This window comes from Nocardioides sp., from assembly GCF_035429765.1.
In the GTDB taxonomy this organism is placed as follows: Bacteria; Actinomycetota; Actinomycetes; order Propionibacteriales; family Nocardioidaceae; genus Nocardioides.
Map to the genome: position 1 here is coordinate 27,253 of NZ_DAOMFK010000007.1, position 18,134 is coordinate 45,386.

Sequence of the window (18,134 nt, forward strand, 5' to 3'; positions counted from 1 at the left end):
ATGGGCAGCACCCGGAGGAGGCAACGGAATCCGTAAGACCGCCGCGCGCAGACAACGGATTCACTTGCAGAGACCGAGCAGGCCCGGCAAGATGGTGGCACCCCAACACCGAAGAGGCGAGACCTGAATGACCACTGAGCTTGAGAACGTCGTGCTGGACGCCGTCGCGCACGAGCGGCTGCAGGAGGCGGCCCGGGACCACCTGTGGCTGCACTTCTCGCGACACTCCGTCTACGACGGCAGCGACATGCCGGTGATCGTCAAGGGCGAGGGCGCCTACATCTACGACGCCCAGGGCCGGCGGTACCTCGACGGCCTGGCGGGGCTGTTCGTCAACCAGCTCGGACACGGCCGCACCGAGCTCGCCGAGGCCGCCGCCGCCCAGGCCTCGACGCTGGCGTTCCACCCGCTGTGGTCCTACGCCCACCCGGGTGCGATCGAGCTCGCCGAGCGCATCGCCGGCCACGCCCCCGGCGACTTGAACCGGGTGTTCTTCACCACCGGCGGCGGTGAGGCGGTGGAGTCGGCCTGGAAGCTGGCCAAGCACTACTTCAAGCTCACCGGCAAGCCCACCAAGCACAAGGTCATCAGCCGCGCGATCGCCTACCACGGCACCCCCCAGGGCGCGCTGTCGATCACCGGAATCCCCGGCATGAAGGCGCCGTTCGAGCCGCTGGTCCCCTCGACGTTCCGGGTCCCCAACACCAACTTCTACCGCGCCCCCGAGCACGGCGACGACCTGACCGCCTTCGGCCGCTGGGCCGCCGACCGGATCGCCGAGGCCATCGAGTTCGAGGGTCCCGAGACCGTGGCGGCGATCTTCCTCGAGCCGGTGCAGAACTCCGGCGGCTGCTTCCCGCCGCCCCCCGGGTACTTCCAGCGGGTCCGCGAGATCTGCGACGAGTACGACGTGCTGCTGGTCAGCGACGAGGTGATCTGCGCCTACGGCCGGCTGGGGCACATGTTCGGGGCCGAGCGCTACGGCTACCAGCCCGACATCATCACCAGCGCCAAGGGACTGACCTCCGGCTACGCGCCGCTGGGCGCGATGATCGCCAGCGACCGGCTGATGGAGCCGTTCCTGGAGGGCCACAACTCCTTCCTGCACGGCTACACCTTCGGCGGCCACCCGGTCTCGTGCGCCGTGGCGCTGAAGAACCTCGAGATCTTCGAGGAGGAGAAGATCAACGAGCACGTGCGGGCGAACGAGGGCGCGTTCCGGGCCACCCTGGAGCAGCTGAAGGACCTGCCCATCGTCGGTGACGTGCGGGGGGACGGCTACTTCTACGGCATCGAGCTGGTCAAGGACAAGGCCACCAAGGAGACCTTCAGCGACGACGAGTCCGAGCGGCTGCTGCGCGGCTTCCTGTCCAAGGCGCTGTACGACGCCGGCCTCTACTGCCGCGCCGACGACCGGGGCGACCCGGTGGTCCAGCTCGCTCCGCCGCTGATCTGCGACCAGGAGCACTTCGACGAGATGGAGCAGATCCTGCGCGCGGTGCTGGACAAGGCCTGGACCCTGCTCTGACCCGCTCCGACCGACCGGGGGCTCAGGAGTCGAAGCCGAGGCCCAGCCCGTCGAGCGTGCGCAGCCACAGGTTGCGCCGGCCGGCGTTGCGGTCGGCCCGCTCCAGCGACCAGCGGGTCAGGGTGATGCCCAGGGCGCGGACCGGCTCGGGCGGGAACGGCAGCGGTCGCTCCCGGACCATCCGCAGCCGGGTGCGCTCGGTCTCCGCGCCGTCCAGCAGGTCGAGCACGACGTCGGCCCCGAACCTGGTGGCCGCCACGCCGAGCCCGGTGTAGCCCATCGCGTAGGCGACCCGCCCGTCGAAGGCGGTCCCGAAGAACGCCGCGAAGCGGGTGCAGGTGTCGATCACCCCGCCCCAGCGGTGGGTGAAACGCAGCCCCTCGAGCTGCGGGAAGGTCTCGAAGAAGTGCCGCGCGAGCAGGGCGTGGGTGCGCCGGTTCTGCTCCAGCGGTGGCGCGATCCGGCTCCCGTAGTGGTAGACGGCGTCGTACCCGCCCCAGACGATCCGGTGGTCGCGGGTCAGCCGGTAGTAGTGGAACAGGTTGGCGCTGTCCCCGATGCCCTGGCGGCCCTCCCAGCCGAGCGCGGCGAGCTGGGCCGGGGTGAGCGGCTCGGTGGCCAGCACGTGGTCGTAGACGGGGACGGTCATCAGCCGGAGCCGGCGCAGCAGCGGCGGGAAGGCGTTGGTGGCCAGCACCACCCGGTCGGCGCGCACCGCGCCGCGGTCGGTGTCCACCTCCAGCGTCCGGCCGTCGTCGAGCAGCCCGGTGACCAGCGTCTGCTCGTGGATGCGCACGCCGAGGTCCAGGCAGGCCCGGCGCAGGCCCCAGGCCAGCCGCGCGGGCTCGACCAGCGCGACGCCGTGGGGGTCGAGAAGCCCGGCGAGGTACGTCGGGGAGTCGACCTCGGCGCGGACCGCCGCCCGGTCGAGCAGCACGACGTCGTGGCCGGCGGCGAGCATCGCCGCGGCCGTCTCGGCGAGCTCGTGGACCTGGTGCGGCTCGGTGGCCACGTCGAGACCACCGGTGCGCTCGAAGCGGCAGTCGATGTCGTAGCGGCTCACGGTCCGGCCGATCTCGGCGAGGTTCTCGGCCCCCAGCCGGTCCAGCTCGGCCAGCTCGTCGGGCCAGCGCTCGACGCCGTTGTGGAAGCCGTGGGTGAGGGAGGCCGCCGCGAACCCGCCGTTGCGGCCCGAGGCCTGCCACCCGCACTCCCCCGCCTCGAGCAGGAGCACGTCGGTCTCGGGGCGGCGCTCCTTGGCCCGCAGCGCGGTCCACAGCCCGGTGTACCCGCCGCCGACCACGACCAGCTCGGCCCGGGTCGGCCCCACCGGCAGCGGGTCGAGCGCCGCCGGCCGGTCGGGGTCGTCCAGCCAGAGCACCTCCGGGGCGGCGTCGGCCAGGGACGGGTGGGCCGCGGCCGGGTCGGCGGTCATCGGCTCAGCGCTTCGAGCGGCGCCGTGCATTGAGGTCGCCGAGCACGACCAGGGCCAGCGCGGTGAAGAACATGATGCTGCCGATGACGTTGATCTGCGGGGGGATGCCGCGCTGCGCGGCGCCCCACACGAACATCGGGAACGTCACCTCCTGGCCCGCGTTGAGGTTGGTGATGATGAAGTCGTCGAAGGACAGCGAGAACGCCAGCAGGGCCGCGGCCAGGATGCCGGGGAAGACCAGCGGGAAGGTCACCCGCCAGAACGTCTGCCACTCGTTGGCGTACAGGTCCATCGCCGCCTGCTCCAGCCGCGGGTCCAGCCCCGCGAGCCGCGCCTTGACGGTCACCACGACGAAGCTGAGGCAGAACAGGATGTGGGCGATCAGGATCGTGCCGAAGCCCAGCTGCCCGGCGAGCCCGGCGGAGACGAACAGGGCGAGCAGCGAGGAGCCCAGCACGATCTCGGGCGAGGCCATGGGCAGGAAGGTGAACACGTTGGCGGGCGCCCGGCCACGGAACCGGTGCCGCACCAGGGCGAAGGCCATCAGCGTGCCGAGGATGGTGGCACCGACCGTGGCCAGCAGGCCGATCTGGATCGACAGCGCCACCGACTCGCACATCCCGTTGGGGGCGCAGGGGTGCAGCCAGTTGTCCAGGGTGAACGTGTTGAAGGTGTAGCTGTTGCGGGAGGCCGGCTGGTTGAACGACATCAGCACCACGACGAACACCGGGGTCAGCATGTACAGCAGGACCAGCAGTCCCACGAACATGATGAGGTGCTCGCTGACCCACTTGCCCACGCGCGTCATCACACCAGCTCCTCGGTCCCGGCCCGGCGGATGTAGGCGAGCACCAGCACCACGATGATCACCATCAGCGCGACTGACAGCGCCGCGGCGTCGGGGTAGGAGCCGCCGTTGAACAGGTTCTGGATCACGTTGCCGACCATCTGGGTGGTCGGGTTGCCGAGCAGCTCGGCGTTGATGAAGTCGCCGGCGGCCGGGATGAAGGTCAGCAGCGTTCCCGCCACCAGGCCGGGCATCGACAGCGGCAGGGTGACCTTGCGGAAGGTGGTGAAGGGGGAGGCGTACAGGTCCGCCCCCGCCTCGAGCAGCCGCGGGTCGATCTTCTCCAGCGACGCGTACAGCGGCAGCACCAGGAAGGGCAGGAAGTTGTAGGTCAGGCCGGTCACCACGGCGAAGGGCGTGGCCAGCAGGTTGCCTTCCGACCCGGCGATGTGGAGCGCCTCCAGCAGGTCGGTGATGTGCAGGGTGTTGAGCACCTGCATGAAGAAGCCCTCGTCGGAGAGGATCAGCTGCCAGGACAGGGTCCGCACCAGGAACGAGGTGAAGAACGGGGCGATGACCGCCACGAGCATGAGGTTCTTCCACCGGCCGGCCTTGAAGGCGATGGCGTAGGCCAGCGGGTACCCGAGCAGGATGCAGGCCAGGGTGGCGATCCCGGAGTAGACCATCGCCCGGCCGAACGGCGAGGAGGTCACGTCGTACCACGGGTCGAGCTTCATGTAGTCGTTGAAGATGGTCTGGTAGTTCTGCCAGTGCCAGGTCATGTCGTAGCCGGACTCGAGCGTCCCGGCCGGGTCGTAGAGCGACGTGGCGACCAGCTGCACCAGCGGGATGACGAAGAACACCAGGAGCCACAGCGCCGCGGGGAGCAGCAGCGCGTAGCCGACCCAGCCCCGCCGCTTGGGCGGCTCGGGGACGGCGGCGGCCGGCGCGGTGGGGCCGGGGCCGAGGTGCGCGATGCTCATACGCCCTCCAGCTCCACGCCGGCGAGCGCGTCCTGGTCGGCGTCGAGCAGGAAGGTGTGCTCCGGCACCCAGTGCAGGTCCACCGGGTCACCGACGGAGAACCGCTCACGCGCCCCGGTGTTCTGCTCGAAGACCATGATCTCCTGGCCCCAGGGCATCCGGGCGAGGTACTGGGTGCTCACCCCGATGAAGCTGACGTCGCTGACCACGCCTCCGCGCAAGGCGTTGGTGTCGTCCTCCTCCGTCCCGGCGTGGGAGAGGAAGACCTTCTCGGGGCGGACGCCGACCCAGACCTCGCCGCCGTCGCTGGCCGCGCGGGCCCGCGGGCCGCGAAGCGTCGAGCCCTGCACGTCGACCACGACAGTGTCCCGGTCGACGCCCTTGACCCGCCCCCGGATCAGGTTGGACTGGCCCAGGAAGTTGGCCACGAACGTGGTGCGCGGGTGCTCGTAGAGGTCCATGGGCGCGCCCATCTGCTCGATGAGACCGCCGTTCATCACCGCGACCGTGTCGGCCATGGTCATGGCCTCCTCCTGGTCGTGCGTCACGTGCACGAAGGTGATCCCGACCTCGGTCTGGATCCGCTTGAGCTCGATCTGCATCTGGCGGCGCAGCTTGAGGTCCAGGGCTCCCAGCGGCTCGTCGAGCAGCAGTACCTGGGGCCGGTTGATCAGCGCCCGGGCCAGCGCGACGCGCTGCTGCTGGCCGCCGGAGAGCTGGGTGGGCCGCCGGCCGGAGTACTGGCCGAGCTCGACCAGCTCCAGCATCTCCTCGACCTGCTGCTTGACGTCGGACTTGCCCTGGCGCCGCAGGCCGAAGGCGACGTTCTCGAAGATCGTCATGTGCGGGAAGAGCGCGTAGCTCTGGAAGACCGTGTTGACCGGCCGCTTGTAGGGCTTGAGGCGGGTGATGTCCTGCTCGCCGAGCCGGATCCGGCCCGCCGTCGGCTCCTCCAGGCCGGCCACCATGCGCAACGTCGTGGTCTTCCCGCAGCCCGACGGACCGAGCAGCGCGAAGAAGGCGCCCTGGGGCACGGTGAGGTCGAGGTTGTCGACCGCCGTGAACGAGGCGAACCGCTTGGTGACTCCGGTGAGGACCAGGTCGCTGCCGGGGGCGTCGGCCGTCGGGGAGGCCAGGCCCGGGGCGGTCATCTCGTCTGCGCTCATGGGGTCAGGCTCCGATCACTCGGTTGAACTGCTTGTTGTAGGCCTCGCGGATGCCGTCGGGCACCAGCATGAAGGCGAAGGTCTTGGACAGGTCGTCCGCGGTGGGGAAGATCAGCGGGTTCCCCACCAGGCTGGGGTCGATCTTCTCCATCGCCGCCTCGGCGCCCTGGACCGGGCAGATGTACCAGACCCAGGCGGCCAAGGTCGCGGCCACCTCCGGCTCGTAGTAGTAGTTCATGAGCTTCTCGGCGTTGGTCTGGTGGGTGGCCTTGTTGGGCACCAGCATGTTGTCGCTCCACAGCGACAGGCCCTCCTCCGGCACCACGAACCTGATGTCGGGGTTCTCCGACTGCATCACCATGATGTCGCCGGACCAGGCCTCGCAGGCCACGATGTCGCCCTTGTTCAGCGGTCCGGTGTAGTTGTTGCCGGTGAACTGGCGGACCTGCCCGGAGTCCACGACCTGCTGGAGCCGGTCGATGGCCGCGTTCCACTCCTCCTCGGTGAAGTCGTTGGGGTCGGCGTCGACCAGCTTGAGGAAGAAGCCCATCGTGTCGCCCATCTCGCGGAGCAGGCTGATCTTGCCCTTGAGGTCGGGCCGGGTGACCAGCTCCTCGAAGCTCGTGATCTCCCCGGTGTACTTGGCGTTGTAGGCCACGCCGGTCAGCCCGCTCTGCCAGGGGACCGAGAACGAGCGGTCCTTGTCCCACTGGGGGTGGCGCAGCGTCTCCAGCAGGTTGGCCCGGACGTTGGGGATGGTGTCCTGGTTGAGCGGCTGGGTCCAGCCCAGGCCGACCAGCCGCCCGGCCATCCAGTCGGTGAGGGTGATGATGTCGCGGTTGATCGGCTCGCAGCTGCCCAGCTGCATCCGGATCTTGGCGAAGAACTGGTTGTTGTCGTTGATGTCGGTCTGGTAGGTGACGGCGATGTCGTTGGCCTTCTCGAAGGCCTCGAGGGTGGGCAGGCGGTTGCCGTCCTCGTCGATGTAGAGCGGCCAGTTGGAGAAGACCAGCTTCCGGTCGACGTCGCTGACGTCTGGGGCGGTACAGGTCGCCGGGTCCTGCTTCATGCCGGGGGTGCCGCAGGCACTGAGCAGCGGGAGGGTCGAGAGCCCGGCCGCGCCGAGTCCGGCGCCGCGCAGCACGCCACGCCGGGAGAGCGGGTGGCGCGCCGGTGACCCCAGCTCCCGAAGGAGGTCTGCGGCGAGACGCTCCGTCGCCGAGTCGGTACGACGTCCCGGTCTGGATCCCGCGGCCATGCACTGCTCCCTCACGTATCCCGTCCGGTGTGGGGGGGATCGTCGCACGGCCGGGCCTTGACCACAAGGGAATCGGTGCCGTTCTGGACACCAAACAACGATTTCGCGTACTCGCCACCCCCGGCACAGACCTTTGACCCCGCGCCGCAAGGCTGGCACGCTGCGACCTGTGACCCGCAACTCTCACTCCGACCGCCGCCGACCGCACCTCGACGAGGTGTCCAAGGCGATCATCGAGCAGCTCCAGCAGGACGGGCGGCGCTCGTACGCCGCGATCGGCAAGGTGGTGGGGCTGTCCGAGGCCGCGGTGCGCCAGCGGGTGCAGCGTCTCGCGGACTCCGGGGTGATGCAGGTCGTCGCGGTCACCAACCCGCTCGAGCTGGGCTTCGCCCGCCAGGCGATGATCGGGATCCGGGTCCGCGGCCCGCTGGAGGAGGCCGCCGAGCGGCTGGCCGAGATCGAGGAGATCGACTACGTCGTGGTCACCGCCGGCACGTTCGACCTGCTCGTCGAGGCGGTGTGCGAGAGCGACGACCACCTGCTGGAGCTGATCTCCCGGAAGATCCGCACGGTGCCCGGGGTTGAGAGCACCGAGACGTTCATGTACCTGGAGCTGAAGAAGCAGACCTACTCCTGGGGTGTGCGCTGACCGGCCACTACGCGCAGCTGTCGCTCTGGCACGCCGACCCTGCGCTGAGCTGGACCCCGCGCCCGGCCCTCCCGGGGGACGCGGACGCCGACGTGGTGATCGTCGGGGCCGGGTTCACCGGCCTGTGGACGGCCTACTACCTGGCCGAGGCTGATCCCGGGCTGCGGATCCTGGTGCTGGAGGCCGAGGTCGCCGGGTTCGGGGCCTCCGGCCGCAACGGGGGCTGGTGCTCGGCGCTGTTCCCGGCCTCGCCCGACCGGCTCGCCCGGCTGCCCGGCTCGAGCCGGGAAGGCGCCCTCGCCCAGCACCGCGCGATGTGTGCGACGGTGGACGAGGTCGGCGCGGTGGCCGCCGCAGAGGGCATCGACGCCCACTACGCCAAGGGCGGCACGATCGTGCTGGCGCGTAGCGGGACCGAGTGGCAGCGGGCCCGTGAGGAGGTGGCCGAGGCCCGCGCCTGTGGCCGTGGTGACGACCACCTCCGCCTCCTGGATGCCACGGAGGCCACGGGGGTGCTCGCAGCCACCCGGGTCCGTGGGGCGACGTACACCCCCGACTGCGCCGTCGTCCAGCCCGCGCGCCTGGTCCGTGGACTGGCCGAGGCGGCCGAGCGCCGAGGGGTGCGGATCCACGAGCACACCCCCGTCCGGGCCGTCGAGCAGGGCCGCGCGGTGACCGAGCACGGCACGGCGCGCGCAGGCACCGTGATCCGCGCGACCGAGGGCTACACCGCGAGCCTGGCCGGACTACGGCGCGCCCTCGCCCCGGTCTACTCGCTGATCGTGGCCACCGAGCCGCTGCCCCCCGAGGTGTGGGAGCAGATCGGGCTGGCGCGCCGGGAGACCTTCGCCGACCACCGTCACCTGGTCATCTACGGACAGCGCACCGCCGACGACCGGCTGGTCTTCGGCGGCCGAGGGGCGCCGTACCACTTCGGCTCGCGGACCGCCCCGGGGTTCGACCGGGATGAACGGGTCTTCGCCGCGCTTCGCCACACGCTGCGCGACCTGTTCCCCGTCCTCAGCGACGCCCGGTTCACCCACGCCTGGGGAGGAGCCCTCGGTGTGGCCCGCGACTGGATGGCCTCGGTGGGCTGGGACCCCAGGACCGGTCTGGGCTGGGCGGGGGGCTACGTCGGGGACGGAGTGAGCACCACCAACCTGGCCGGGCGCACCCTGCGCGACCTCGTGCTGGGACGCGACACCGAGCTGACCCGGCTGCCCTGGGTCGGGCACCGCTCCCGCGGCTGGGAGCCCGAACCGCTGCGCTGGCTGGGGATGAACGCCGGGCTGCGGGCGATGACCTTCGCTGACGCCGAGGAGCGGCGCACCGGACGGCAGAGCCTCACCGCCCGGCTGATGTCGCCCCTCCTGGGTGGCTGAGCCACGCACACGAGAGGAGCACCCATGCACGCGCGACGCGCCCTGGTCCGCCGACCGGGCCCCCGGCTCGCCGAGGGCCTGCTGACCCACCTCGAGCGCGTCCCCGTGGACGTCGACCTCGCCCGCGCGCAGTGGGAGGGGTACGTCGCCGCGCTGCACCGCGAGGGCTGGGAGACCGTCGAGGTGCCGCCTGCCGACGACTGCCCGGACGCGGTGTTCGTGGAGGACACCGTCGTGGTCTACGCCGACCTGGCGGTCCTCGCCCGACCGGGCGCGGAGAGCCGGCGCCCCGAGACCGCCGGGACGGAGCAGACGCTGACCGCGATGGGGTACCGCGTCGAGCGGATCGAGGCGCCCGGAACCCTCGACGGGGGCGACGTGCTCAAGCACGGGGCCCGGGTGTGGGTGGGGCTCGGCGGACGCACCAACGAGCAGGGGGCCGCCCAGCTCGGCCGGCTGCTGGCTCCGCTCGGCGCCGTGGTCACGGCGGTCCCGGTCACCCGGGTGCTGCACCTGAAGTCGGCCGTGACCGCGCTGCCCGACGGGACCGTCGTGGGCTACCCGCCGCTGGTCGACGAGCCCGCCACCTGGTCGACGTTCGCCGCTGTGCCCGAGGAGCCTGGCTCCCACGTGGTGCTCCTCGACGGCGGCACGGTCCTGATGTCGAGCGGTGCGCCGCGGACCCGGGAGATGTTCGAGGCCCGCGGGCTGCGGGTGGTCGCGGTGGACATCAGCGAGTTCGAGAAGCTGGAGGGCTGCGTCACCTGCCTGTCCGTGCGGCTGCGGCACCCGATGGCCGACTGACGGGCCCGGGGCCTACCCGAGCCCGTTCGCGGCGGTGTCGGCCGGCTTGGCCCTGGCCACCAGCCACGCGTCGAAGAACCCGGCAAGCTCCTCGCCGCTGACCGCGGACGCCAGCGCGCGGAACTGGTCCGTCGACCCGGTCCTCCCCCCGTGCCGGCGTACCCAGGTACGCAGCAGGACCCGGAAGTCGGGCTCGCCGATCCGGTCGCGCAGGGCCGCCAGCGCCATGGCGCCGCGCAGGTAGACCGGTGAGTCGAACAGGTGGCCGGGCCCGGGGTCGGCCAGCGACAGCGCCCAGAAGCGGTTACTGGGCGGCAGGCTGTCGTAACGCGCGCGGAGCCAGGAGGCCGTCGACCGCCCCCCGTGGGTCTCGGCGTACCGGTGCTCCATGTAGGTCGCGAAGCCCTCGTTGAGCCAGATGTCCTTCCAGTGGCGTACCGCCACGTCGTCGCCGAACCACTGGTGCGCCAGCTCGTGCACGACCAGGCCCACCGAGCCGGGAGCGACCGCCGGGTAGGTGGGCCGGGTCTGGTTCTCGAGCGCGAAGCCCGGGTCGAGACCGGTGACCAGCCCACCGGTGCTGCTGAACGGGTAGCGGCCCAGCTCGGCGGAGAGCCAGCCGACCACCGCCGGTGAGCGGCGCATCAGCCGCATCAGCCCGGGGCGCAGCGGGGCCGGCACGTCGCGGGACACGGCCACCAGCCAGGGCAGGCCCCGCAGCCGGCCGTGCCGGACCCGGCCCTGCTCGATCTCGAACCGGCCTGCCGCGAAGAAGGCCAGGTAGGGCACCATCGGCTCGCGCGCCCGCCAGTGCCAGGTGGTGCGGTCGCCGTGCCGGCGGCAGCCGGCCAGGACCCCGTTGGAGACCACCTGCCGCCCGGCGGGGACGGTGACGTGCACGTCCATGCGGGCCCGGTCGAGGGGGTGGTCGTTGCCCGGGAACCACCAGGGCGCCATGTGCGGCTGGTTCATCGCGACCACCTCCCCGGCACCGGCGAGCCAGTTGCTCTCCCCGGCGTAGGTGTAGCGCCGCGGGTAGCCGGCGTAGCGCACCAGCACCCGGGCCCGGGTCCCCCGCCTCAGCGGGCTCGACGGCGTGATCTGGAGCTCGTGGCGCACCGGCCGGGTGTAGCCGGCCGGCCGACCGGCCACCCGGACCGCGGTGACGGGGAGCAGGAAGTCCAGGTTGAACCGGGACAGGTCCTCGGTCGTGCGCAGCGTCAGGCGGGTCCAGCCGGAGAGGTGAGCGGTCCGGAAGTCGTAGGCGACGTGCACGTCGTACCGCTTCACGTCGTAGCCCCCGTTGCCGTCCAGGGGGAAGTAGTCGTCGCCGATGCCGGCGGCGCCCGGCCCCGCCACCGCTCGCGGGACGGCACCGGCCGGCGCGGGCCCCTCGGCACGCGTGGCGCCTCCTGCCTGCGCGGATCCAGCCTGTGCGGATCCAGGTAGGGCAAGCAGGGCCACCAGGAGGGTGGCCGTGGCACGGCGGCGGAGCACGGAACCCCCTTGCGGACGACTCATCATGAAGCATACGGCGGAAAACCGGTTGCCCGGTGCCGCCCCGGCCGGGGAGCATGGCTTCCGATGTCCGCGGAAAGCGGTGATCGCCCTAGCGGCGCCCGTCGAGGGGGCCGGGTCGAGAGGAGGCAGACATGACCGTCCCTGTCAGTGGCCTGCCCACCGTCACCCTCTCGACCTTCTGGAGCACCCATCCCGATGACACATCCCCTCGCCGGTCCGTTCCCGGCTCTCTCCACCCGCTCGCGTCCCCTCCCCGCTGAGCCCGAGGCGGCGCTCGCCCCACCCGACCGGGCCGACGACGTCGACCCTCGGTTCGTCTTCGACTTCCACGCGCTCGACGATCTCGAGGAGGACCAGCGCTGGTCCACCTGGCTCAGCGTCGAGCCGCTGTGCCGCGGCCCTCAGCCGCGACCTGACTGGGTCGTGACCTCACAGGCTGCGATCGACACCGAGCTCGGCGTGCTCAAGACGGGGAAGGAGGCCGACGTGTTCCTGCTCGAGCGCGGGGTCCCCGCCGGCCCGTCCGTGGTGATGGCCGCCAAACGCTACCGCGACGAGGACCACCGCAGCTTCCACCGCTCGGCGTCCTACACCGAGGGGCGCCGGGGCCGGAACACCCGCGACAACCGGGCGGTGCAGCGCAAGAGCTCCTACGGTCGCGCGGTCGCGGCGGGCCAGTGGGCGGCGGCCGAGTGGGACTCGCTCACCCGGCTCTGGACGCAGGGCCTTCCCGTGCCCTACCCGGTCCAGGTCGACGGCACCGAGATCCTCATGGAGTGGATCCAGATCGACGGAGAGACCGCGCCCCGGCTGGCGCAGACGCGTCCGGACCGCGCCCTGCTGGCGTCGTACTTCGACCAGCTGCGCGAGGTGATCGGCACGCTGGCCCAGCTGGGACTGGTCCACGGCGACCTGTCCGCCTACAACCTGCTCGCCGCCGGACCGCGGCTGGTCGTCATCGACCTCCCCCAGATGGTGGACCTGGTGGCGAACCCGGCCGGGATGGACTTTCTCATGCGCGACTGCCAGAACGTGTGCACGTGGTTCCGGTCCCGCGGTCTGGACGTCGACGAGCACGAGCTGTTCGGCGACGTGGTCACGCACGCCTTCTGAGGCCCGGTCCCCGCAGCTACTCCGTCGCGGCGAGCTGGCCGCAGGCCCCGTCGATCTCGCGTCCCCGCGTGTCGCGCACCGTGGTGGGGATCCCCCTGGCCTCGAGGCGGCGGACGAACTCGCGCTCGTCCCGGGGGTCCGAGGCGGTCCACCTCGAGCCCGGGGTGGGGTTGAGCGGGATGAGGTTCACGTGGACCCAGCCGCGCCGGCCGTGCCGGTTGAGGACGTCGCCGAGCAGGTCGGCCCTCCAGCCCTGGTCGTTGACGTCGCGGATCAGGGCGTACTCGACCGACACGCGGCGACCCGTGCGCTCGTGGTAGCCGGCGGCCGCGTCGACCGCCTCGGCCACGCTCCACCGCGTGTTGATCGGCACCAGCTCGTTGCGGAGGTCGTCGTCGGGCGCGTGCAGGGAGAGCGCCAGGGTGACCGGGATCCCCTCCTCGGCCAGCTGTCGGATGCGGGGCACGAGACCCACGGTGGAGACGGTGACGCCCCGGGCGGACATGCCGTACCCGCCCGGAGCCGGGTCGGTCAGGCGGCGTACCGCGCCCAGGACGGCCCGGTAGTTGGCCAACGGCTCGCCCATGCCCATGAACACGACGTTGGACACCCGTGCGGGACCGCCGGGAACCTCGTCGCGGGCCAGCGAGCGGGCCGCGGCGACCACCTGCTCGACGATCTCCGCAGTCGACAGGTTGCGCTGCAGGCCGGCCTGGCCGGTGGCGCAGAAGGGACACGCCATCCCGCACCCGGCCTGGGAGGACACGCAGAGCGTGACCCGGTCCGGGTACCGCATCAGCACCGACTCCACCAGCGCTCCGTCCCCCAGCCGCCAGAGCGTCTTACGGGTGGTGCCGCGGTCCGCCTCCAACGTCCGCACCGGGGTCATCAGGCGCGGCAGCAGGGTCGCGACGATCTCCTCCCGCTGGTGCGCGGGCAGGTCCGTCATGAGGGCAGGGTCGTCGGTGAGCCGGGTGAAGTAGTGGCGCGAGAGCTGGTCGGCCCGGAACGCCGGCATACCGAGCTCGACCGCCGCTGCGCGCCGCTCGTCGGGCGTGAGGTCGGCCAGGTGGCGCGGAGGCTTCGCCCGGCCACGCGGCTCCTCGAAGACCAGCGGCAGCGAGGTCATGCCGAGAAGCGGAGCATCAGCCAGAACACGATGGTCCCGACCCCGAAGACGATCAGCAGGGTCACCACCATCCCCAGCAGCAGGTACTTGCCGAACCGGCGGGTCCGGGGGAAGGCGAGCAGCCCTAGCGGCACGGCGAACGCGAGCAGCACGAACGGGAAGGCCTCCTCGGCGGTGCGCTCGTCGAAGATCCCGCTCATGAGTGCCACGAAGATCCCTGGGAGCAGGGTCACCAGCAGCAGGCCGGAGAAGAACCCGGTGAGGGCGGTGAAGGTGGGGTGGTCACGGTGCCACCAGTCGAGCTCGCGGGCGGTACCGGTCTGACCGGACCCGGGCAGGATGTCGTCGCTGCCCCCGAGGTCGCCCGTGCTCCCGTAGCCGGCCGGCGCCGCAGACCCCTCACTCATCACGTGCTCCCATGGCGTCCATGGTAGGTGCCGTCCCGGTGGCGGCCACGAATCCCCGGTACCGGGACGGCCGCCCGCGGACGGACCCGGGTCAGAAGACCAGGTAGTGGAGCACGATCCAGATCGGTGCCGCGGTCGCGAGGAGCGAGTCGATCCGGTCCATCAGGCCCCCGTGGCCGGGGATGATGTGGCTCATGTCCTTGATGCCCAGGTCGCGCTTGATCACCGACTCGCACAAGTCGCCCAGCGTGGCCATCACCACGGTGACCAGGCCAAGCAGCACGCCCACCCACCAGTCGCCGTCGAGCAGGTAGACGGTCAGCGCCCACCCGACGAGGACACAGGCCAGCGTGGACCCGGCGAAGCCCTCCCACGACTTCTTCGGCGAGATCACCGGAGCCATCGGGTGCTTGCCGAACAGGACGCCGGCGGCGTACCCGCCGATGTCGGAGGAGATCGTCACCAGGATGAAGGTGAGGATCGCCCGCACCCCGTCGTCCCAGGGCTCGAAGTCCCAGGCACCGCCCTCGGCGAGCAGCAGCCCGACGAAAGAGCCGAGGAACGGCACGTAGACCACGGTGAACACTCCGGCGGTGGCGTTCTTGACGTAGCCGTCCACCCCGCGTCGCAGGGTCCAGAGCATGATCACCAGCGCGGTGACGCCGGTTGCGGTCACCAGCGCGGAGGTGCCCCAGAAGTAGGCGAGGAGCACCATGGCCACGCCGCCGACGATCACCGGCTGCTCGGGGAGGTCGATGCCCTGGGTGCGCACGGCCTGGGCGAGCTCCCAGACCGCAACCACGACGGCGACCGCCACGATGAGCATGAAGGCGCTCTTCCACAAGAACAGCGACGCGCCGATCACCGCGAGCAGGACCACAGCCGATCCGACGGCTGCGGGCAGGTTCCTCCCGGCGCGTCCGTAGTCCTTGGCCGGGACCGAGGGGGGTGAGGTGGTCATCGGCGGCTCAGACCTCGAGCAGCTCGGCTTCCTTGTGCTTGAGCAGGTCGTCGATCGTGTCGGTGTGCGTCTTGGTCATCGCCTCGAGACGCTTCTCCGCCCCCGCCACCTCGTCGGCGCCGGCCTCTCCGTCCTTGTCCAGCCGCTCCAGGTGCTGCTTGGCGTGCCGGCGGATGTTGCGCACCGAGACCCGGCCCTCCTCCGCCTTGTGCCGGACGACCTTGATGTACTCCTTGCGCCGCTCCTCGGTCAGGTCGGGGAACACGCAACGCAGCAGCTTGCCGTCGTTCGCGGGGTTGACGCCGAGGTCGGACTCGCGGATCGCCTTCTCGATGGCGGCCATCGCCGACATGTCGTACGGCGACACCAGGATGATCCGCGCCTCCGGGGTGGTGAAGGAGGCCAGCTGCTGCAGCGGGGTGGGCGTGCCGTAGTACTCCACGGTGATCTTGTTGAACATGCTCGGGCTCGGCCGGCCCGCACGCACGGCGGCGAACTCCTCGCGCGTCGCCTCGACCGACTTGTCCATCTTCTGGTCGGCCTCGTTCAGGATCTCGTTGATCACGCCTTGCTCCTCGTCGTCGCTGCGTCGCTGGTCAGGCTGTCGGCGGGTTCAGCCGGCGCTGACGAGCGTGCCAATCTTCTCACCCTGCACGACGCGCAGGATGTTCCCCTCCGGCTCCATGCCGAAGACCACCATGGGCAGCTTGTTCTCCCCGCACAGGGCGAACGCCGTCTGGTCCATGATGCGCAGGCCGCGGGCCATCGCCTCGGCGTAGGTGAGCGTGTCGAACTTCGTCGCGGTGGGGTCCAGACGCGGGTCGGCGGTGTAGACGCCGTCCACGCCGCTCTTGGCGACCAGGACGGCATCGCACTTGGACTCGAGGGCGCGCTGGACGGCGACGGTGTCGGTGGAGAAGAAGGGCATCCCCATGCCGGCGCCGAAGATGACCACCCGGCCCTTCTCCATGTGCCGGATGGCGCGTCGCGGCACGTAGGGCTCGGCGACCTGGCCCATGGCGATCGCGGTCTGGACGCGGGTCTCCACGCCGAGCTTCTCCAGGAAGTCCTGGAGGGCCAGGCAGTTCATCACGATGCCGAGCATGCCCATGTAGTCGGCACGGGCCCGGTCCATGCCCCGTTGCTGGAGCTCGGCGCCGCGGAAGAAGTTGCCGCCCCCGGTCACCACGGCGACCTGCACCCCGGCCCGTGCCACCGCCGCGATCTCTCGAGCGATCTTCGAGACCACGTCGGGGTCCACCCCGACCTTTCCCCCGCCGAACACCTCGCCGGAGAGCTTGAGCAGGACTCGGTGGTAACCGGGCACGGCTGGTCCCTTCGTTCGGCGGGCCGGGCAGACGAGGGTGGTTCTCCGTCCGAGACCGAACCCTACGGGATCAGGCGCCGACCTCGAACCGGGCGAACCGCGTGACGCTGACTCCCGCCTCGCCCAGGACCGCCTTGACCGACTTCTTGTGCTCGGTGACCGACGGCTGGTCGAGCAGCACGACCTCCTTGAAGAAGCCGTTGAGCCGCCCCTCGGTGATCTTGGCGATGGCCTGCTCGGGCTTGCCCTCCTCCCGCGCGGTGGCCTCGGCGATCTGGCGCTCGTGGGCGACCAGGTCCGCCGGGACGTCGTCGCGGGTGAGGTACTGCGGACGCATCGCGGCGATCTGCATCGCGACCCCACGGGCGGCGTCGGCGTCCGCGCCGGCGTACTGGACCAGCACGCCGACCGCCGGCGGCAGGTCCTGGGCCCGCTTGTGCATGTACGCCACGACGGGGGCGTCGAAGTAGGCCACCCGGCCGAGCTCGATCTTCTCGCCGATGGTGATCGCCAGGTTCTGGACGACCTCGCCGACGGTGCGCTCGCCCAAGGGCACCGACCGGAGCGCGTCGGCGTCGGTGGCCCCGGCCTGGTCGGCAGCCTCGGCGATCTGCTGGGCGACGGCCACGAAGTCCTCGCCCTTGGCGACGAAGTCGGTCTCGCACTTGAGCTCGACCAGGGCGCCGCCGGAGGTGGCCACCAGGCCGGCGGTGGCCTCGCGCTCGGCGCCTCGCTTGGCGGCCTTGGCCGCACCCTTGGTGCGCAGGATGTCGACGGCGGCCTCGAAGTCGCCGGCGGCCTCCTCGAGCGCCTTCTTGCAGTCCATCATGCCGGCGCCGGTCATGTCCCGGAGCTTCTTGACGTCGGCGGCGGAGAAGTCAGCCATGTTCATCTCTCTCGAGTCGGGGTGGGAAGGGGACCGTGGGCAGGGCTCAGTCGGCCTGCTCGGTCTCGGCCGGGGCCTCGACGACCGGGGCCTCCGCGACCGGGGCCTCGACGACCGGAGCCTCCGCGGCCGGGGCCTCGACGACCGGAGCCTCGACGACCGAAGCCTCCGCGACCGGAGCCTCGACGACCGGGGCCTCCGCGGCCGGAGCCTCCGCAACGGGGACCTCCGCGGTGGACTGCTCCAGCAGCTCGCGCTCCCACTCGGCAAGCGGCTCCTCGACGGCGCCGGCACCGTCGCCGCGGGCGCCGGACCGGGCGATCAGACCCTCCGCCACGGCGTCGGCCACCACCCGGGTGAGCAGCCCGACGGCCCGGATGGCGTCGTCGTTGCCCGGGATCGGGAAGTCGACCTCGTCGGGGTCGCAGTTGGTGTCCAGGATGCCGATGATGGGGATCCGGAGCTTGCGCGCCTCCTCGACGGCCAGGTGCTCCTTCTTGGTGTCGACGACCCAGACCGCCGCGGGCGTGCGGGTCATCTCGCGGATTCCGCCCAGGGTCTTGTCCAGCTTGTCCCGCTCGCGCTTGAGGTGGAGCAGCTCCTTCTTGGTGCGGCCCGAACCGGCCACGTTCTCGAAGTCCAGCTCGTCGAGCTCCTTGAGCCGGTTGATCCGCTGGTGCACGGTCTGGAAGTTGGTGAGCATGCCACCGAGCCAGCGCTGGTTGACGTAGGGCATGCCGACGCGGGTCGCCTGCTCGGCGATCGCCTCCTGGGCCTGCTTCTTGGTGCCGACGAACA

The 18,134-nt window shown here is 71.2% G+C and carries 18 protein-coding genes; 5 read left to right on the forward strand and 13 right to left on the reverse strand.

What is annotated here, in order from left to right; all coding sequences use genetic code 11:
- The first annotated feature begins 127 nt into the window (after positions 1-127).
- Positions 128-1,528 carry an aspartate aminotransferase family protein gene (locus PLP61_RS01635; protein ID WP_324499724.1) on the forward strand — a complete coding sequence of 467 codons (1,401 nt, stop codon included), beginning with the start codon at positions 128-130 and terminating at the stop codon, positions 1,526-1,528.
- Between the two features lie 22 nt (positions 1,529-1,550).
- On the opposite strand, the gene PLP61_RS01640 is transcribed toward PLP61_RS01635, so the two are convergent.
- From PLP61_RS01640 to PLP61_RS01660, 5 genes are read right to left on the reverse strand one after another with little or no spacing between them, the layout of a single operon-like run.
- Positions 1,551-2,963, reverse strand: coding sequence for an NAD(P)/FAD-dependent oxidoreductase (locus PLP61_RS01640; protein ID WP_324499726.1), 1,413 nt, complete (start codon positions 2,961-2,963; stop codon positions 1,551-1,553).
- Positions 2,964-2,967: 4 nt separating this feature from the next.
- On the reverse strand, positions 2,968-3,771 hold the full coding sequence (locus PLP61_RS01645) for an ABC transporter permease (protein ID WP_324499728.1): 804 nt from the start codon (positions 3,769-3,771) through the stop codon (positions 2,968-2,970).
- Complete coding sequence (locus PLP61_RS01650) at positions 3,771-4,733, reverse strand: ABC transporter permease (protein ID WP_324499730.1); 963 nt, start codon at positions 4,731-4,733, stop codon at positions 3,771-3,773. Before PLP61_RS01650 ends, PLP61_RS01645 begins: the two co-directional genes overlap by 1 nt.
- Positions 4,730-5,899, reverse strand: a complete 1,170-nt coding sequence (locus PLP61_RS01655) for an ABC transporter ATP-binding protein (RefSeq protein WP_324499732.1) — start codon at positions 5,897-5,899, stop codon at positions 4,730-4,732. Before PLP61_RS01655 ends, PLP61_RS01650 begins: the two co-directional genes overlap by 4 nt.
- Before the next feature lie 4 nt (positions 5,900-5,903).
- Positions 5,904-7,157: a polyamine ABC transporter substrate-binding protein gene (locus PLP61_RS01660; RefSeq protein ID WP_324499735.1), complete on the reverse strand. Its 1,254-nt coding sequence runs from the start codon at positions 7,155-7,157 to the stop codon at positions 5,904-5,906.
- Between the two features lie 169 nt (positions 7,158-7,326).
- Here PLP61_RS01660 and PLP61_RS01665 point away from each other — a divergent pair, with 169 nt between their 5' ends.
- The 3 genes from PLP61_RS01665 (at position 7,327) to ddaH (ending at position 9,992) form a co-directional block, all read left to right on the forward strand.
- Positions 7,327-7,806 carry an Lrp/AsnC family transcriptional regulator gene (locus PLP61_RS01665; protein ID WP_324499737.1) on the forward strand — a complete coding sequence of 160 codons (480 nt, stop codon included), beginning with the start codon at positions 7,327-7,329 and terminating at the stop codon, positions 7,804-7,806.
- A gap of 92 nt (positions 7,807-7,898) precedes the next feature.
- A complete protein-coding gene (locus PLP61_RS01670; RefSeq protein WP_324499739.1) occupies positions 7,899-9,188 on the forward strand; it encodes an NAD(P)/FAD-dependent oxidoreductase in 1,290 nt (429 codons plus the stop codon).
- Positions 9,189-9,212: 24 nt separating this feature from the next.
- The gene (gene ddaH / locus PLP61_RS01675) at positions 9,213-9,992 is read left to right on the forward strand and encodes a dimethylargininase (protein WP_324499741.1); all 780 of its coding nucleotides are present in this window, start codon (positions 9,213-9,215) and stop codon (positions 9,990-9,992) included.
- 12 nt (positions 9,993-10,004) lie between these two features.
- Here the strand turns inward: ddaH and PLP61_RS01680 are convergent, their stop codons facing one another.
- On the reverse strand, positions 10,005-11,351 hold the full coding sequence (locus tag PLP61_RS01680) for a M1 family metallopeptidase (RefSeq protein WP_324499743.1): 1,347 nt from the start codon (positions 11,349-11,351) through the stop codon (positions 10,005-10,007).
- A 357-nt stretch (positions 11,352-11,708) separates the two neighbouring features.
- On the opposite strand from PLP61_RS01680, the gene PLP61_RS01685 reads away from it, so the two are divergent.
- The gene (locus PLP61_RS01685) at positions 11,709-12,626 is read left to right on the forward strand and encodes a serine protein kinase RIO (RefSeq protein ID WP_324499745.1); all 918 of its coding nucleotides are present in this window, start codon (positions 11,709-11,711) and stop codon (positions 12,624-12,626) included.
- Between the two features lie 16 nt (positions 12,627-12,642).
- Here the strand turns inward: PLP61_RS01685 and rlmN are convergent, their stop codons facing one another.
- From rlmN to rpsB, 7 genes are all read right to left on the reverse strand, one after another.
- Positions 12,643-13,755 carry a dual-specificity RNA methyltransferase RlmN gene (gene rlmN, locus PLP61_RS01690; RefSeq protein WP_324499747.1) on the reverse strand — a complete coding sequence of 371 codons (1,113 nt, stop codon included), beginning with the start codon at positions 13,753-13,755 and terminating at the stop codon, positions 12,643-12,645.
- A complete protein-coding gene (locus tag PLP61_RS01695; RefSeq protein WP_324499749.1) occupies positions 13,752-14,162 on the reverse strand; it encodes a hypothetical protein in 411 nt (136 codons plus the stop codon). The genes rlmN and PLP61_RS01695 overlap by 4 nt, the downstream gene beginning before the upstream one ends.
- 91 nt (positions 14,163-14,253) lie before the next feature.
- The gene (locus PLP61_RS01700) at positions 14,254-15,123 is read right to left on the reverse strand and encodes a phosphatidate cytidylyltransferase (protein ID WP_324499751.1); all 870 of its coding nucleotides are present in this window, start codon (positions 15,121-15,123) and stop codon (positions 14,254-14,256) included.
- A 7-nt stretch (positions 15,124-15,130) separates the two neighbouring features.
- A complete protein-coding gene (gene frr / locus PLP61_RS01705) occupies positions 15,131-15,685 on the reverse strand; it encodes a ribosome recycling factor (RefSeq protein WP_324499759.1) in 555 nt (184 codons plus the stop codon).
- A 51-nt stretch (positions 15,686-15,736) separates the two neighbouring features.
- Positions 15,737-16,450 carry a UMP kinase gene (pyrH, locus tag PLP61_RS01710; RefSeq protein ID WP_324499753.1) on the reverse strand — a complete coding sequence of 238 codons (714 nt, stop codon included), beginning with the start codon at positions 16,448-16,450 and terminating at the stop codon, positions 15,737-15,739.
- Positions 16,451-16,520: 70 nt separating this feature from the next.
- On the reverse strand, positions 16,521-17,336 hold the full coding sequence (gene tsf / locus PLP61_RS01715) for a translation elongation factor Ts (protein WP_324499755.1): 816 nt from the start codon (positions 17,334-17,336) through the stop codon (positions 16,521-16,523).
- Between the two features lie 46 nt (positions 17,337-17,382).
- Positions 17,383-18,134 (reverse strand): 30S ribosomal protein S2 (rpsB, locus tag PLP61_RS01720; protein WP_324499757.1); only part of this gene is annotated, 752 nt, incomplete at its 5' end.